This window comes from Sphingomonas sp. OTU376, from assembly GCF_038440415.1.
Lineage (GTDB): Bacteria > Pseudomonadota > Alphaproteobacteria > Sphingomonadales > Sphingomonadaceae > Sphingomonas > Sphingomonas kyeonggiensis_A.
Genome location: NZ_JASATQ010000018.1, coordinates 18,532 through 35,708, shown reverse-complemented (window position 1 = coordinate 35,708; position 17,177 = coordinate 18,532). Strand labels below are relative to the sequence as shown.

Annotated in this window: 13 protein-coding genes; 7 read left to right on the top strand and 6 right to left on the bottom strand. The window is 65.5% G+C overall.

The genetic code is table 11. From position 1 onward, the window contains the following. The first annotated feature begins 126 nt into the window (after positions 1-126). Both AAHM44_RS09955 and AAHM44_RS09950 read left to right on the top strand, forming a co-directional pair. Positions 127-915, top strand: a complete 789-nt coding sequence (locus tag AAHM44_RS09955; RefSeq protein WP_342249869.1) for a DeoR/GlpR family DNA-binding transcription regulator — start codon at positions 127-129, stop codon at positions 913-915. 90 nt (positions 916-1,005) lie between these two features. Continuing rightward, positions 1,006-1,986, top strand: a complete 981-nt coding sequence (locus AAHM44_RS09950; protein ID WP_342249868.1) for a sugar phosphate isomerase/epimerase family protein — start codon at positions 1,006-1,008, stop codon at positions 1,984-1,986. A 141-nt stretch (positions 1,987-2,127) separates the two neighbouring features. Here AAHM44_RS09950 and AAHM44_RS09945 read toward each other — a convergent pair whose 3' ends face one another. Both AAHM44_RS09945 and AAHM44_RS09940 read right to left on the bottom strand, forming a co-directional pair. Beyond that, a complete protein-coding gene (locus tag AAHM44_RS09945) occupies positions 2,128-3,378 on the bottom strand; it encodes an SGNH/GDSL hydrolase family protein (RefSeq protein WP_342249867.1) in 1,251 nt (416 codons plus the stop codon). A gap of 2 nt (positions 3,379-3,380) precedes the next feature. Continuing rightward, the gene (locus AAHM44_RS09940) at positions 3,381-4,964 is read right to left on the bottom strand and encodes a DUF5060 domain-containing protein (RefSeq protein ID WP_342249866.1); all 1,584 of its coding nucleotides are present in this window, start codon (positions 4,962-4,964) and stop codon (positions 3,381-3,383) included. Between the two features lie 201 nt (positions 4,965-5,165). Between AAHM44_RS09940 and AAHM44_RS09935 the strand changes: the two genes are divergently transcribed. Beyond that, positions 5,166-6,425: an MFS transporter gene (locus AAHM44_RS09935; RefSeq protein WP_342249865.1), complete on the top strand. Its 1,260-nt coding sequence runs from the start codon at positions 5,166-5,168 to the stop codon at positions 6,423-6,425. Between the two features lie 93 nt (positions 6,426-6,518). Here the strand turns inward: AAHM44_RS09935 and AAHM44_RS09930 are convergent, their stop codons facing one another. From AAHM44_RS09930 to AAHM44_RS09915, 4 genes are all read right to left on the bottom strand, one after another. Then, entirely contained in the window at positions 6,519-6,860 is a 342-nt protein-coding gene (locus AAHM44_RS09930) for a hypothetical protein (protein WP_342249864.1), read from the bottom strand. 173 nt (positions 6,861-7,033) lie between these two features. Beyond that, positions 7,034-10,144, bottom strand: coding sequence for a TonB-dependent receptor domain-containing protein (locus tag AAHM44_RS09925; RefSeq protein WP_269575954.1), 3,111 nt, complete (start codon positions 10,142-10,144; stop codon positions 7,034-7,036). 148 nt (positions 10,145-10,292) lie between these two features. Next, positions 10,293-11,246 (bottom strand): transketolase family protein, encoded by a 954-nt coding sequence (locus tag AAHM44_RS09920; protein WP_342249863.1) that lies wholly within the window; start codon positions 11,244-11,246, stop codon positions 10,293-10,295. Next, on the bottom strand, positions 11,243-12,031 hold the full coding sequence (locus AAHM44_RS09915; RefSeq protein WP_342249862.1) for a transketolase: 789 nt from the start codon (positions 12,029-12,031) through the stop codon (positions 11,243-11,245). Before AAHM44_RS09915 ends, AAHM44_RS09920 begins: the two co-directional genes overlap by 4 nt. 436 nt (positions 12,032-12,467) lie before the next feature. Between AAHM44_RS09915 and lldD the strand changes: the two genes are divergently transcribed. The 4 genes from lldD (at position 12,468) to rhmD (ending at position 17,174) form a co-directional block, all read left to right on the top strand. After that, complete coding sequence (gene lldD, locus AAHM44_RS09910) at positions 12,468-13,607, top strand: FMN-dependent L-lactate dehydrogenase LldD (protein ID WP_269575957.1); 1,140 nt, start codon at positions 12,468-12,470, stop codon at positions 13,605-13,607. Next, positions 13,604-14,368 carry an SDR family NAD(P)-dependent oxidoreductase gene (locus AAHM44_RS09905; RefSeq protein WP_342249861.1) on the top strand — a complete coding sequence of 255 codons (765 nt, stop codon included), beginning with the start codon at positions 13,604-13,606 and terminating at the stop codon, positions 14,366-14,368. Before lldD ends, AAHM44_RS09905 begins: the two co-directional genes overlap by 4 nt. Before the next feature lie 210 nt (positions 14,369-14,578). Beyond that, positions 14,579-15,973 carry a glycoside hydrolase family 140 protein gene (locus AAHM44_RS09900; protein ID WP_342249860.1) on the top strand — a complete coding sequence of 465 codons (1,395 nt, stop codon included), beginning with the start codon at positions 14,579-14,581 and terminating at the stop codon, positions 15,971-15,973. Positions 15,974-15,983: 10 nt separating this feature from the next. Continuing rightward, positions 15,984-17,174: an L-rhamnonate dehydratase gene (gene rhmD, locus AAHM44_RS09895; RefSeq protein WP_269575960.1), complete on the top strand. Its 1,191-nt coding sequence runs from the start codon at positions 15,984-15,986 to the stop codon at positions 17,172-17,174. Positions 17,175-17,177: the final 3 nt, after the last annotated feature.

Genomic DNA, 17,177 nt, shown 5'->3' with positions numbered 1-17,177 from the left:
TGGTGAGCAGGCGGGCGCGCCTCCTGCCCTTGCCGCAGCCTCGGAAGTGCGCCGCATCTATGCCGCACGCGCCCGCATGCTAGAGCCACTGCAGCTCCGCATCGCAGGCGGGGATTGGAGACAGGCATGAACACTCGAACCGGAACGCCCGGGCTGCTTGGCGAAGCCCGCCGGATGAAGATCCTGGAATGGATGCAGGAAGAAGGCGCCGCCCGCGTCCGCACGCTTGCGGATGCTTTCGGCGTGTCCGAAGTAACGGTGCGCCAGGACCTGGAGAAGCTCGAGGCGGAAGGCCATGTCGTGCGCGAGCATGGCGGGGCATTCCTCAAGTCGGTCACCCAGCAGGTGCGCGCGATGGCGCTGCACCACATGGTGCACATGGAAGCCAAGCGCCGGATCGGCCGCGCGGCGGCGGCGCTGGTGCAGGATGGCGAGACGATCATCCTCGATTCCGGATCGACCACCACCGAGATCTCGTCCCACCTCGCCACCCGCAGCGGGCTGACGGTGATCACCAACGCGCTCAACATCGCGCTGGCGCTCGGCGGCCTGCCAGGGTTCGACGTCCATATGCCGGGCGGCCATTTCAAGGCACCGACCCTGTCACTCAGCGGCGAGCGCTCAGGCGACTATTTCCGCGGGCTGTTCGCGCAGAAGCTGTTCCTGGCGACGGCAGCGGTGTCGCTCGATGCCGGCCTCACCTTCCCGTCGCTTTCGGACATCACGGTGAAGCGCGCGATGATCGAATCCGCGGCCGAGGTGATCCTGGTCGCCGACAGCAGCAAGATCGGGCAGCGCTCCTTCTCGTCGCTCGGCGGCATCGAGCTGATCCACACGCTGGTGACCGACGACGGCATCCGGGACGAGGACCGTGCGGGCTTCGAGGCCGCCGGGGTGAAGCTACTCATCGCCTGACCGGCAGGCGCACGGCCAGGCGCGAAAACGCGACGGCCCCATGATTTCACGTCCGGCACGAAGCCGGGCGGCACTTCGAGAGGACTGATGATGGCGAGCGAGCAGAAGTACGGCGCGGGGATCTGGCACTTCGCCACCTATGTGGATCGCTATGCGACCGATGGCTATGGCCCGGCGCGCTCGCTGATCGAGATGATCGACCTGGCCGGCGAGGTCGGTGACCTGTCGGTCGTCGACATCAATTACCCCTTCCCGGGCGGCGAGACCGATTTCGCCGCGGTCGAGGCGGCGCTCGCCCGCAACAACCTGTCGGTCATCGGCATCACGCCGGAGATCTACACCCGCAAGTTCGCCAAGGGCGCCTTCACCAATCCCGATCCAGGCATCCGCCGCGAAGCGCATGCGATGATCACCGAGGCCGCCGGCGTCGTCCGCCGCTTCGGCGCCAAATATGTGAAGCTGTGGCCGGGCCAGGATGGATGGGACTATCCCTTCCAGGTCGATCATGGCGATCTGTGGCGGATGAGCATGGACGGCGTCGGCCAGCTCGCCTCCGAGAATCCCGATCTCCAGTTCGTGATCGAATACAAGCCGCGCGAGCCGCGCAATCACATGAGCTTCGACAGCGTCGCGCGCACGCTGCTCGGCATCGAGAAGATCGGGCTGCCCAATATCGGCATCCTGCTCGATTTCGGCCACGCGCTGTACGGCGGCGAGAGCCCGGCGGATTCGGCCCAGCTCGCGATCGATCATGGCCGGCTGTTCGGCATGGACGTGAACGACAATCTGCGCGGCTGGGACGACGACATGATCGCCGGCTCGGTCCACCCGATCGAGCTGTTCGAGTTCTTCTACACGCTGCGCAAGAACAAGTGGGAAGGCGTGTGGCAGCTCGACCAGTTCCCGTTCCGCGAGGATTGCGTCGGCGCCGCCAAGAGCGCGATCGGCTTCCTCAAGCATATCGAGAAGGCGCTCGACCGGCTCGACTTCGACGCGATGAAGGCGGCGCAGGCGAAGCAGGATGCGGTCGAGACGCTGCGCCTGGCGCGCGAGGCGCTGTTCGCGGGCTGACCTCTGCTCTGGTTCCCCGGCGAAGGCCGGGGCCCAGTTTCGGCGCAGCTGATTGGCGTAGTCAAACCTCTCATACGGCATTGCAACTGGGCCCCGGCCTTCGCCGGGGAACAGCTAATCGCCTAGCCTAAGCGAGCCCCCTCAGCCCGCTTTTCGAAACAGCGCGATGTCGATGCTGTCACCCATCGCTCGGTATCCCGCCTCGCCCGGATGGATATGGTCGCCGGAATCATAGGCGGGCAGAAGCTGCAGCGGCGCGGCGGGATCGCGGACCGCCTTGTCGAAATCGATCACGCCGTCGGGCTCGCCCGAGGTGCGGATCCAGCGATTGACCGCCTGGCGCTGCGCTTCCCGCGCCTCATTGTACGAAGTCGCGCCCCGGAACGGGGTCAGCGTCGCCATCACCACCTTGATATTTGCGGCATGCGCCCGGGCGATGATCTGGCGGTAGCCGGCGATCAACTCGTCCACGTCGAGCGGCGGGTTGTTGCCGAACATGGTGCTCGATCCGCCATTGCCGATATCGTTGATGCCTTCAAACAGGATGACGTGGGACACGCCCTGCACGCGGGCGACATCGCGATCGAACCGGGCCAGCGCCGCCTTGCCCCAGCTGGTCGAGAGCACCCGGTTGCCGCCGATACCGGCATTGATCACCGCCAGCGCCGGGCGGCCGGGCGCGGCGGCGATACGCTGGTTCAGCCGTTCCGGCCAGCCATGCAACTGGTCGAGCGCGGGCCGGTTGCCGTCGGTGATCGAATCGCCAAGCGCGACGATAACGCGCGGGGGGCTGGCGCTGCGCACCATGACACCGCTCACCGGCGGCCGGCCGATGATCGTATCGGCATTTGCGATCTTTTCAGCGAGGATTTGGTCGCCCTCCCCCATCGCCATCACCGCATTCCCGAATCCCTTGAGCTTAAGCCCCGCGGGAATATGCACGCTCACCACCAGCTCGCCCATTGCCGGAACGGACAGGGCGACAGGATCGCTCAGCACAGGCGCACCCGGTGCGATCGTCACCTGCGCCGCGCCACCGAAGCTGAGCCGGCGCAGCGTGCCGGGCTTCGCATCGAAGCCGGTCGCGGCGATGCCGGCGCTGGCTGCAACCACGGTGAGCGGCGTTGTGCCATCCTCATTGGACAGGCGGATACGGACCTGCCGCCCGCCCGCCGCAACCGCGAAGCGCATCCGCAGCGTGCCGGTCACCGGCGGACGATCACGCAGACGCTGGCGGGTCTCGGGCGGGAGCTTCATCTCCTTGGGAATGACGAAGTCGTAGTCGGCCGGGCTCGACTGATAGGCGTCGATCCACACCTCTCGACTACCCTGCGCGGCGGCAGGCAAGGCGAACAGCAGCATCGCCGCTGCGAAGAAGCCCGCGTACCGCATCCCTATGCCTGCACCTTGACCATCCGCAGCGCGATCCAGGGCTTGCCCGGCAGCTCCACGGTCGGCCGCGCGGGATCCTGGACGTCATAGTCATTCTTCTTCGCCATCCGGAACAGACCCTCGACCGGAGTGACTGTCATGTTCCAGGTGTCGATGACGTCGATCCGATAGCTCTGCAGCGACTCCGGCCCCTTGCCGGGCAATACCACCGGCCATTCGGTCGGCTGCTCGGCGCCGAAATAGCGGAGGTAATACGCGTTCTGCTGGCCACCGAGATGATAGTTCCACCAGGCCTGGATCGGCTCGACGCCCGGCACCGGCCCTTCCTCCATAATCTTGCGCAGGAAGGCGAGCCGCGGCGCGCTGTGCCCGGCCAGGCTGCCACCCTGCCCCAGCCAGGAACTGTCGGCATTGCGATCCGCCGCGAAGGTCTCGCTATGCCCGACATAGCAGCCGCCGATCAGCCCGTACCAGAAACGCTGGACCATATCCTCGGCGCTCAGATTGCCCCAGCGCTTGGCGATGTTCCCCTCATAGACGACCTCGTCGAAGACCACCGGCTTGAGCGTCATCGCGCGGTGCAGCTCGGCGCGCAGATCGTCGAGCACGGCCGCGCCATTCTGCACGCTGGCATGGGTGATCCACGGCTTGCGATGGTCGTAATAGGTGTTGATCTGGTGGATCGAGCGCAGCCGATCATGCGGATCGGCGGCGACCAGCACCTCGAAGAGATGGTCCCAGTCCGCGATCGTCTTGGTTTCGATATTGTCGTATTCGTTGGCCATCGACCACCAGACGTTGCGGTACGCGCCAAAGCGCGCGGCGACGTAGCGCAGATAGCGCTCGTCATCGGCACGCTGCATGTCCGAATAGCCGCGCTTCTCGTCATAGGGGTGGTAGAGGATCACGTCCGCTTCGATCCCCAGCGCGCCGAGCTTCTGGATGCGATCCTCGTAGCGGCGGAAATAGGCGGGATCGAACCGCGCCGGATCCCAATCCCTTGGCCCGTCGCCGGTGCGCGCGAACGGGTTGGTCGCCACCGACGGGACATTGGGGAACACCAGCATCCGCATCTTGTTGAACGGCGCGCCGGCGAGCGTCTTCAGCGTCTCGGCGCATTTCGCGTCGGACTGGAGCGCCCAGCTGTAGCAGGTCGTGCCGATCTGGCGGAACGGCGTGCCATCGGCATAAGCGAAGTGATAGCCGTCCTTCGACACACGGACCGGTCCGCGACTGCCCTTGCCCGGCGCGACTGCGGTGAACTCGCCCGACTTGCCAGCAAGCGCACCGGCATTGCTCTCGCTGCGCCAACGCCACGCGCCCAGCTCGGGCGGGCTGAAGCGGATGCGGTAGGTGCCATTGCCGTCATAGAAGCCGGGCACGCGGACTTGCTTTCCCGCCCCTTCGAAAACCGCGGCAAGCGTCACGTCGACGAACGGATTGCCTCCGCTCGGGCCGGCCAGCTCGATCTCGAACACACCCCAGCGCTCGACCGTTCGAGGGGCCACGGCGGCCATGGCGGGAGTGGAAGTCGCGGCACCGATCGCCATGGTCTGGGCGAGCATGTTCCGTCGCGTGATCTTCATCCAACCCTCTCCCGATCTGCCGCATCCGCCCCGGAAAGGCGTCGCACTTTATAATAATATTATCGTACTAGAAATCACTGCCCGCACAACCATGATTAAGGGGTCGGCGAGGCGCTGCAAGCGCTTGCCCCGGCCCTCGGGCACCGCTAGGCTGCGCCACAAATAATACTATCATATGTTGTAAAGGAGGGGTGCAAGGCGATGGCCAGCACGAATGCGCAGGACAAGGACGATTGGCGGAACACGATCCTCGCCGGCCTTGCGAACTATATCGACGCCGGGTCGATCGTCGCCGGATCGGCAGCGCTCGCGCTGTGGCAGGAAGCCTATCATCTCAACAACAATACGGTCGGGCTGATCGGCGCTTTCGGGCCGAACGCGATCTCCGCCGGTGTCGGCGCGTTGATCGGCGGGAGGCTGTGCGACCTGTTCGGGCGCAAGAAGATCTACCAGTACGACATGCTGTTTTACGCGTTCGGCATGCTGTGGCTGGTGTTCGCGATGAACGCCTGGATGGTCGTGCTCGGCTTCTTCCTGGTCGGCCTCGCGGTCGGCGCGGACATTCCTGCTTCCTGGTCGATCATCGCCGAGATGGCGCCCAAGGGTAAACGCGGCAAGCATAGCGGCGTGGCGCAGGTGCTTTGGTATCTGGGTCCGGTCGTCGTGCTGCTGCTGTTCCTGGTGCTCACCCCGCTCGGGTTGCTTGGCGCGCGCATCGTCTTCGCGCATCTCGCGCTGCTGGCAATCGGCCTCACCTTCCTGCGCTCGCGCATGCAGGAATCGCCGCGCTGGCTCGAAGCCCAGGCCGCAGACGAGCACAAGCAGATCGAGCCGGCTAGGATCAGCGCGCTGTTCAAGCCGCGCTATCTCGGCTCGATGGCGTTCCTGATCGGCATGTACGGCATGTGGAACCTGTGGGCCGGCACCAACGGCTTCTTCTTCCCCTATATCTTGCGCACCGTCGGCGATGCCAGCCAGGCGACCGCGGTGGCGATCCAGACGCTCAGCTTCCTGATCGGCATGCTGTCGATCTGGGGGGTGTTCATGCAGTTCTCCGACCGGCTGAACCAGCGGACGATGTTCCTCGTCTCGGCAGTGATCCAGGTGGTCGGCATGTCGCTGCTCGCGCTGTTCCCGCTCACCCTGCCGCTGGCGATTCTCCACGTCTTCCTGATGGCGTTCGGCCAGGGCTTCGGTGCCCAGTCCTTCTTCCAGCTGTGGAGCTCGGAGATGTTCCCGACGCTTCTGCGCTCGACCGCGCAGGGTCTGATGTTCGCGGTGGTGCGCATCGGCCTGGGCATCTGGAGCTTCTTCGTGCCGGTGCTGACCGCCACGGGCTTCACTACCCTCGCCTGGATCCTCACCGGCTTCCTCGCGGCGAGCGGCATCATCGGCATGCTCGGCGCCCCGCGCAACGAGGGCAAGTCGCTCGAGGAGCTGGAGGCCAAGCTGAAGGCCTGAACGAACTGCGGGCCGCCGGTTCTTCGACCCGCCGGCATCTCGCACGGGCGGTCTCCGCAAGGAGGCCGCCCTTCTTCATTCGCCCATACCGGCCTATTTCAAGACGCGAACGCTGACGAGACGTTCGATGAGAACGTCCCTGCTGGCATCGCCCAGATAGCGCTTCTTGTGCTGCGCAAGGCTCACTCGCCCCACCAGCTGGACCGTGAAGTTGCCCCAGGGCGGCTCGGCTTTTCGCCAGCCCGATGCCTCCCGGGCTGCGGCATCCAGTTGCCTGCACGTGTCTCCACGGCATTTGATCGATGCCCCGTCGCCTTCCCCCAGCAGCGGTCCTGTCGCGTCCCGGCATTGCTCGAATCGGCTATTCTCGAAATTGGTGAACCAGGTGCAGCTAAGGGTGCGCTGTGGGCCGAAGGCCACGCCGTCGAAAGTCACGCCCTGCCCCGCGGGCGAAGCAGACATCAGAGCAAGGATAGCCGGTTGCCACATCGGGCCAGCATACCCTCGCGCTCCCCGCTGGCAATCCAGTCGATTTGGGCGCCCCTGCCGCGCACAAAAAAAGGGGCGGTGCAATGCACCGCCCCGACAGGAGGCAACTTGGGGGGCCTTCAGAACTTGAGACGGATACCCGCATAGTAACGGCGACCGATGATATCCCAGATCGCGTTCGGGCTGCCGTTGGGCGTGCCGGTCCAGAGCGGCGGCGCCTGGACGTTGAACAGATTGTTCACACCCGCATAGAGCTCGAAATTCTCGATGCCCTTGTAGCGGATTTGGGCGTTGTTGTAGTTCTTCGCGCCGATCGTGAAGTACTTCTTGTCCGGAAGCGAACCGTTGGCCAGACGGAACGTCGTCTGGTAGTTCTCATAGTCGAACATCTGCGAGCCGGTGACTTCACCCGTGATGGTGAACCCGAACGAGTCATTGTCCCAGTTCAGGCCGTAGTTGAACGAGTCGCGCGGCGTGCCGATCTCGCCCATGGTGTTGTCATAGGCGTCGCCGGTCAGCGGAACGATGCCCTGCTTGAGCAGGTGGGTCCAGCTGCCCGACCAGGTCGCCGTGCCGCCCAGGATCTTGTGGCTGTAGCTCAGCGTCATGTCGATGCCGCGGGTGAACTGGCCACCGCTGTTGACGAGACCGCGCACCACCTGCTCGACCGAGCCGACGCTGAACGCGCCCGAGGGCTGCTGGCGGCGGGTCACGAACTGGCAGAAGTCCGCCAGGCCGCTGACATAGCATTTGTTGAGCACGGTCGCCGCAGCGAGGCGGTTGATCGCGTTCTCGAGCTTGATGTCGTAGTAGTCGGCGGTGATCGTCAGGCCGCGCAGCGCGTGGATCGAGCGCGGGTTGATCACCACGCCGAACGTCTTGGTCTTGCCGGTTTCCTGCTGGATGCCGGGGTTGCTAGCCGTGATGCTGCCGACGCCCGCCGTGTCCGACGAAGTCAGCGTCATCGACCCGTTCGCGTTGATGTTCGCGAGCACGCCCGGATCCTTGCGGCAGTTCACTGCCACCGCCGAGGTCTGCGCCAGCGTCACGCCCTGGCACGGATCGGTGATGGTGATGATGCCAGCCGCCGCTGCCGCATAGAGCTCGCCGATGTTCGGCGCGCGGACGGCATGGGCATAGACCGCACGGAAGCGGATATCCTCGACCGGCGCCCATTCGCCGCCGACGTTCCAGGCCCAGAAGCTGCCGACGGTGGAGTAGTCGGACAGGCGCGCAGCGCCGCGCAGCGTCAGGTTCTGGAAGAAGGGCGTGTCGCGCAGGATAGGCACGACGAGTTCGCCATACGCTTCCTTGACGTTGAACTTGCCCTTGGTGTCGAGCAGCTGGACATAGCCGTTACGCGCGGTGTTGGTCAGCGGATCGAAGTCGTCCATGCTGTACTCGGAACGCCACTCGGCGCCGACCGAGACCTGCACCGGGCCGGCCGGCAGGTTGAACAGCGTACCGCCGACGTTCACCGCCGCCGTCTGCAGCTCCTGCTTCGAATAGCGGCTCATCTCGGTCATCAGCCACGCAGCGGCTTCCTTCGAGACCTTCGAAGTACCGTCCGCGTTCAGGCCGAAGACGTTGATCGGCACGCAGCCATTCGCACGCGCGGTCGCGTCGACGCACACGGCTTCGGTGGTGTTGCCGTTCTTGTTGTAGTCGAACACGTCGGGCATCACCTGCACCGCCTGGGCAAGGCGGTTGAGGTCGGCGAGGCCGGTCATGCTCTGGCGCTGCTTGGTGAAGCCGTACTGATAGTAGAAGTCGGCGGTCCAGTCGCCGCCGATCTTGTAGGTGCCGCCGATCACCGCGCGGAAATTGTCACGCTCGGTCGGGGTACTGCGCGTGCCGTCGCCGAACATCGTCGTGCGGAGCAGGAAGCTGACGTCCTTCGAAGCGATCGCGTCGTTGACGGCGCGATTGTCCGCCGCGTTGAACACCGCGGTCGGCACAAACGGGTTGTTGACGATGCGGACATCAGCCGGGTTGCTCGGGTTCACGACCTGGAACTGGATCGGGAAATACCCGTTCGTGCCGTTGAACGCGCCAAGCGCGCTGTCCGTGCGCATCGGCGAGGCTTCGCGACGACCCTTGGTCTTGTAGTTCGAGAAGGTCGATTCAACGAACAGGTTCAGCTTGTCGCTCACGTCGAAGTTCGCGCGCGTGGCGACCGTGATCTGGTTCGACGGCGAGGCCTGCTGGCCGAGCGCGGCCGCGTTATAGCCGTACTTGTTGATCTTCGCGACGACCGTGGGGTCGTTGTAGTTCGTGCCGTTCACCGCCGGATAGGTGTCGAGCGTGCCGTCCGCCAGGATCAGCCGGCTGCCGACGCCACCGAAGTTGAACACGCCGCCCGGACCGACGTTCGACGGCTGGTAGAAGCGCGTGAACAGGTTCTGCGCGGCGGTCAGGTTCGCGTCGCTGTTGCCTCCAACGCGCTGCGTGTTGCCCAGGCTGCTATAGCCGGCTGCGGTCCGCTCGCGCTTGTAGTTGGGCACGTCACCTTCGTGATTGTACCCGGCATAGATCATCACGTTGCCACGGCCGTCGGCGAAATTCTGGCCGAAGGTTCCGTTGATCGAATAGCGCTTGTCGTCGCCGAGTTCCGAGATGCCGGCCTGTGCATTGGCCTGGAAGCCCTGGAAATTCTTCTTGTAGACGAAGTTGACCACGCCCGCGATCGCGTCCGAGCCATAGACGGCTGAGGCGCCGCCGGTCAGCACGTCGACACGCTCGACGAACGAGGTCGGGATCATCGACAGGTCGACGGTCGAGGTGCCCGGAATGCCGGCGACCGAGCGGCGGCCGTCGATCAGCACCAGGGTGCGGTTGTCGCCAAGGTTGCGCAGGTTGACGGTGGCGAGACCCGGATTGGTATCGCCGGCGTTGCTGACGCGGGTCTGGCCGGGCACGCCGACCGCCGGGATCTGGGCCAGTGCTTCCTGGACGTTGGTCGCGCCGATATTCTGGATCGTCTCGGCGGTAACGGCCTGCAGCGGCGACGGCGAAGTCAGCGTCGGGCTTTTGATGCGGCTGCCGGTGACGACGATCGCATCATTCTGCGTCACTGGCTCCTGCGGCGTCTCGGCCACGGTGTCCGGCGCCGGCGCGGTCTGCTGCGCGAATGCGGCAGGCGCGACGACGAGCGTCATGGCGCTGACCCCGGTCAGCAGCATTCCGCGCAGCAGCGGCGCGGGACGCACTGTCTTGAACGACTTATTCATTTCCACTCCCTTCCCAATTCTTATGTTCTCGTGCCGAAGCACCTCACGTCATTCGTTGCGGCCCCACCGCCGCCCCGTCACGTTCCCCCCGGCGGCAGCGCGGAGCGCTCCGCCATGTTGCGACCGGTCGATGCCGACGGCGCTGCCATCAGCCTTTCCCCGCCACCAGTTCGCGGGCGGCATCGGCGATGCCTTCCGCGGTGAGTCCGAAATGCTCCATCAGCCAGCTCGCCGACCCGGTCGGTAGGAAGCCGGGGAAGCCCAGCATCCGCATCGGTACCGGGCGGTGGCGCGCGCAATGCTCGGCAACCGCGCCGCCAAGCCCGCCGGTCGCCAGCCCTTCCTCGGCCGTCACGATCGCGCCGGTTCCAGCCGCGGCAAGCACCGCATCGCAGTCGAGCGGCGACACCGTCGTCATGTTGACCACGCGCGCCTCGATTCCCTCGTCGGCCAGCAGCGCGGCAGCGGCCAGCGCGCGGTGCACCAGTGTGCCATTGGCGAGGATCGCAACGTCGCCGCCGTCGCGCAGCAGCTCTGCCTTGCCGATCGTGAAGGCCGCATCCTCGCCGCGCGCGAGCGCCGGCACCGGCATCCGGCTGATCCGGACGAACACTGGCCCGGCGTGCGCCGCTGCCGCCTTGATCGCCTCCGCGGTTTCCCAGGGATCCGACGGGACGATCACGGTCAGCTTGTCGATCGCGCGCAGCCAGGCGACGTCCTCGATGCCGTGATGCGTCGCGCCGAGCTCGCCATAGGCGACGCCGCTCGAGATGCCGCACAGCTTCACATTGGCCTGGCTATAGGCGCAATCGACCTTGATCTGCTCCATCGCGCGGGCGGTCAGGAAGCAGGCCGCCCCGCTGACGAAGGGGATCTTGCCGCCATTGGCGAGACCGGCGCCGACGCCGACCATGTTCTGCTCGGCGATGCCGACATTGATCAGCCGCGCCGGAAAGCGATCGCGAAACTTGCCGAGCTTGGACGAGCCCACCGAATCATTGACCACGGCGACGATGCGCGCATCCGCCGCGGCCAGTTCCTCGAGCGCACCGACATAGGCGTCGCGGCAATCGAACATGTCGGGTGCGACCACGTCCTTCACGCGCGCAGCTCCGCTTCCAGCTCGGCGATCGCCTGGGCATATTGCTCGGCGTCCGGCACGCCGTGGTGCCAGCCTGCCTGGTCGCGCATGTAGCTGACGCCCTGCCCCTTGAAGGTGTTCGCGATCAGCACGCGCGGCTTGTCGCGCGGCTCGGCAGCTTCATCGAACGCCGCGAGCAGCGCTTCATGGTCATGGCCATCGACTTCGACCACGTCCCAGCCGAACGCGCGCCACTTGTCGGCCAGCGGTTCGAGCGAATTGGTGTCCTCGGTGCGGGCGCCCTGCTGCAGCCGGTTGCGGTCCACGATCACGGTGAGGTTGCCGAGGCCGCGATGGCCGGCGAACATCGCCGCTTCCCACATGCTGCCTTCCTGCAGCTCGCCGTCGCCGGTGAGCACGAACACGCGGTAGTCCGCGCCGTCAATCTGCCCGGCCACCGCGACGCCCACGCCCACCGGGAAACCGTGCCCGAGTGGTCCGGTGTTGGTCTCGACGCCAGGCAGATAGTTGCGATTCGGGTGGCCGTTCAGCCGCGAGCCCGGCTGAAGATAGGTGTCGAGCTCGGCCTCGGGAAAGAAACCCGCCCCCGCCAGCGCGCTATAAAGCGCGCCGGTGCAATGGCCCTTGCTGAGGATGAAGCGATCGCGCTCCGGCGCATCGGGCGATTTCGGATCGATCCGAAGGATATCGAAATAGAGCGATGCCACGATGTCAGCGGCTGAGAGGTCGCCGCCCGGGTGCCCCTGGCCGGCAACGAAGATCATCTTCAAGAGACGCCGGCGCATCCAATTGGCGCGCTCACGCACGTGGTTTGCACGAATTTCCAAGCGCGTGGAGCGGTCGCCCGCCACCTCCGGCCTTTCCAGCTTATGCATCTATCTCTCCTTTCCGCTCGTTAGCCGGGGAAAGGGGCAATTGCAACGATTAGTACTATAATATCTTCAATATCCCGGGTATCCGGCTTACGACTTTTTTGTTTTCCGTCATTTAGCGAAGAAATTGACAATATCGAAACCGGGCCGTTAGACCGGCGCAGCACCCCCAAGACGCTGCCAGAGGGGCGAATTTTAGGATCGAGATGATGAAAGCACGCGACTCGCGCCGGTCGGGAAAGCGCCGGCGCGCTCCCTTCGGAGCAGCCCTCATCGCCGGGAAAAATGTGGCGACGATGATTGCACAATCCGTTTCCCGCGGCCGCGCCGAACGCCATAAGGCATTTCCATGATCATCGCTTCAGCCACTGATTTCCGCGAGGCCGCCCGCCGCCGCCTGCCGCGCTTCCTGTTCGACTATGCCGATGGCGGAGCCTATGCAGAGGAGACGCTCCGCCGCAACGTGAGCGACCTGTCGGGCATCGCCCTGCGCCAGCGCGTGCTGAAGGATGTCGCCACGATCGACCTTTCCACCACCCTGTTCGGCCGCGAGATCGCGCTGCCGGTGGGGCTCGGTCCGGTCGGGATCAGTGGCATGTACGCCCGGCGCGGCGAGCTCCAGGCAGCAAGCGCCGCCCGCGCAGCCGGCGTGCCGATGTGCCTGTCCACCGTGTCGATCTGCCCGATCGAGGACGTCGCGCAAAAGGCCGATCCCTTCTGGTTCCAGCTCTATGTGATCCGCGACCGCGCCTTCATGAAGGACCTCATCGCCCGCGCGAAGGCGGCCGGAGCGAAGGCGCTGGTATTCACCGTCGACATGCCGGTGCCCGGCGCACGCTACCGCGACGCGCATTCGGGCATGTCCGGCCCCAATGCGCCCCTGCGCCGCGTGCTCCAGGCAATGGGCAAGCCGCACTGGTCCTGGGATGTCGGCCTGCGCGGCCGCCCGCACACGCTGGGCAACCTTCTTCCGGTGCTCGGCAAGGACAGCGGCCTCAACGACTATATGGGCTGGCTCGGCGCCAATTTCGATCCGTCGATCCAGTGGCGCGATCTCGAATGGATCCGCGCCGCCTGGGATGGCCCGCTGATCATCAAGGGCATCCTCGATCCCGAGGACGCGCGTGAGGCCGCCGCGATCGGCGCCGACGGCATCGTCGTCTCGAACCATGGCGGCCGTCAGCTCGACGGCGTGCTGTCGAGCGCCCGGGCGCTGCCCGCGATCGCCGATGCCGTCCGCGATAGACTGACCATCCTGGCGGATGGCGGCGTGCGCAACGGGCTCGATGTGGTGCGGATGCTCGCGCTCGGCGCGCACTCGGTGCTGCTCGGCCGGGCCTGGGTCTATGCCCTCGCCGCGCAGGGCGAAGCAGGCGTGACGAAGCTGCTCGAGCTGATCGCCAAGGAAATGACGGTCGCGATGACGCTGACCGGGGTCAATCGGATCGAAGCGATCGATCGCTCGATCCTGGCAGAGGATGTAAGATGAAGCTTCTTGAAGGAAAGACCGTGCTGGTCACCGGCGGCTCCACCGGCATCGGCCGCGCAGCCGCGATCGGCGCCGCGCAGCACGGCGCCGATGTCGCGATCAACTATGTGGCGAGCGACGAGAAGGCCCAGTCCTGTCTCGCCGAGATCGAGGCGCTGGGCCGCCGGGGCATTGCGGTGAAGGGCGACGTCGCACTGCCCGAGACCGCGACCGATTTCGTGGCCAAGGCGGTCGAGGCATTCGGCAAGGTCGACGTGATGGTCTCGAACGCGGGCATCTGCCCGTTCCACGCGTTCCTCGACATGCCGGTCGAGACCGTGGACCGCACTTTCCGGGTCAATCTCCACGGCGCCTATTACATGGTGCAGGCCGCGGCGAACCAGATGGTCAAGCAAGGCCATGGCGGCGCGATCGTCGCGGTGTCGTCGATCTCGGCGCTCGTCGGCGGCGAGTTCCAGACGCACTACACGCCCACCAAGGCCGGCGTGCATTCGCTGATGCAGTCGGCTGCGATTGCGCTCGGCAAGCACGGCATCCGCTGCAACAGCGTGCTGCCTGGCACCATCCTCACCGAGATCAACAAGGACGATCTCGCCGACGAAGCGAAGCGCCATTACATGGAAGAGCGCACCCCGCTCGGCCGCCTCGGCATGCCCGAGGATCTCGCCGGGCCGATCGTCTTCCTTGCTTCGGACATGGCAGCCTATGTCACCGGCGCCGCGCTGCTGGTCGACGGCGGCATGTTCGTGAACCTCCAATAAGCCCGCCGCCCCGTTTGGGGCCGGAGGGATCGCCGGACAGCGCATCATGCTCCGCGTGATGCGCTCGACTGCGTACTTCGCGCGCCGGCCAGTATCCACCGCAATTAACGGCAGAAGTGCGCGACGGCGGTTGACTTAAATAATACTATTATACAATGAACGTCAGACAGCGGGGGCCACGATTCCCGCGCTTCGGGAGAGGGAAGTCTGATGCACGCCGGCTCGTTTCTGCTGGCCGCGCTTGCGGCCGCTGCGGCAGTCGCCACGCCGGCCGCCGCGCAGACTCCCCCCCTCTCGGTCGCGCCGAACGGCCATTATCTGCTCGCCGGCGGCAAGCCCTTCTTCTGGATGGGCGATACCGGCTGGCTGCTGCTCAGCCGCACCAGCCGCGCCGAGGCAGAACAGTACCTCCTCACCCGCAAGCGCCAGGGCTTCAACGTCGTCCAGATCATGGTGCTCCACACCGAGAAGATGACCAACCCGGCTACTGGCCCCGCGCTGGTCGATGGCGATCCTGGCCGCCCGCGCACGACGCCGGGCAATGATCCGGCCAGGGCCGGCGAATATGACTATTGGGACCATCTCGACTGGGTCGCGAAGCGCGCCGAGGAACTCGGCATCTATCTCGCGCTGGTGCCCTGCTGGGGCTCGATCGCAGACGGCGGCAAGCTGAACCCGCAAAACGCACCCGCCTATGGCCGCTTCCTCGCCGAGCGCTACAGGAACCAGCCCAACATCATCTGGCTCAACGGCGGCGACACCCGTTCGGAGATACGCACCGCAGTGTGGGACGCGCTGGGATCGACGATCAAGCGCTACGATCCCGGCCATCTGATGACCTTCCACCCGATCGGCCGCACCGACTCCTCCTGGCAATATCACGACGCGCCCTGGCTCGATTTCAACATGTTCCAGTCAGGCCACCGCTCCTATGCCCAGGAAGGCGCGAGCGCGATTGGTGAGGACAATTGGCGCTATGTCGCCACCGACTGGATCCGCCTGCCCACCAAGCCGGTGATCGACGGCGAGCCGAGCTATGAGGGCATCCCCCACGGCCTGCACGAGGCGAACCAGCCGCGCTGGCTGGCCCCTGACGCGCGCCGCTATGCCTGGTGGGCGGTGATGGCCGGCGCGTTCGGCCACACCTATGGCGAAAACCACGTCATGCAGTTCTTCACGCCCGGTGCGGACACGGCCAATTTCGAGCCGGTCACGCCGTGGCAGCAGGCGATCGAGGCGCCCGGCGCCAACCAGATGCAGTATCTGCGTCGCCTGATCGAATCGCGCCCGATGCTCGAGCGCGTGCCCGATCCGTCGCTGATCACCGACAATGGCACCCGCTATGACCGTGTGCTGGCGAGCCGCGGCAAGGGCTATGTATTTGTCTATACATATACCGGTCGCCCGTTCACGCTGCGGCTCGGCACGACCACGGGCAAGCAAGTCAGCGCGCACTGGTATTCGCCGCGCGACGGCCAGTTGGTGGAAATCGGGACTTTCAACAACACAGGCCAGCACCGCTTCGATCCGCCGGGGGAAACCGCGCCGGGCAATGACTGGGTGCTGGTGCTCGACGACGCGCGCACGCCGCGCGCCGGTCAATAAGGGAATGCGCATGAGCCTGCCGAAGATCAAACATGTCCGCGCCTTCGTCGTGCGCGGCGGTGGCGGCGCCGATTATCACGACCAGGGCGAAGGCCATTGGATCGACGATCACATCGCCACGCCGATGGCGCGCTATCCCGAATATCGCGCCTCGCGGCAGAGCTTCGGCATCAACGTGCTCGGCACTTTGGTGGTTGAGCTGGAGGCCGAGGACGGCACGGTCGGCTTCGCGGTCACCACCGGCGGCGAGCCCGCCGCCTATATCGTCGAGAAGCATCTCGCCCGCTTCCTCGAAGGGCGCAGCCCGTACGAGTTCGAGAAGATCTGGGACCAGATGTATTTCTCGACCCAATATTATGGCCGCAAGGGCCTGGTGATCAACGCGATCTCGGGCGTCGACCTCGCGCTTTGGGACCTGCTCGGCAAGCTGCGCGGCGAGCCAGTCTATCACATGCTCGGCGGTGCGGTGCGCGACGAGCTGCAATTCTACGCGACCGGCGCGCGGCCGGACATCGCCAAGGAACTCGGCTTCATCGGCGGCAAGCTTCCGCTCCACCACGGCCCGGCCGAAGGCTTTGAGGGGCTGGAGAAGAACATCGCCCTGCTCGCCGACATGCGCGCCAAGTGCGGCGACGATTTCTGGCTGATGTATGATTGCTGGATGTCGCTCGACCTCGACTATGCCACCCGCCTTGCCCACCGTGCCTGGAACGAATGCGGGCTCAAGTGGATCGAGGAGGCGCTGAGCCCCGACGACTATTGGGCCTATGCCCAGCTCAAGAAGAATGCCCCCAAGGGCCTGCTCGTCACCACTGGCGAGCATGAGGCGACCCGCTGGGGCTTCCGCATGCTGATGGACATGGAATGCTGCGACATCATCCAGCCCGATGTGGGCTGGTGCGGCGGCGTCACCGAGCTGATCAAGATCGCCAATTATGCCGATTCAAAGGGCGTGATGATGGTCCCGCACGGCTCGTCGGTCTACAGCTACCACTTCGTCATCACCCGCCACAATTCGCCCTTCGCCGAGTTCCTGATGATGCATCCGGGGCCGACCGAAGTGGTGCCGATGTTCGCGCCGCAGCTGCTCGGCGAGCCGGTGCCCGTAAACGGCAGGATCCGCGCGAGCGAACTCGACAGGCCGGGCTTCGGCGTCGAGCTCAACCGCGATATCGCCCTTCACCGCCCCTATTCCCGCTAAGGA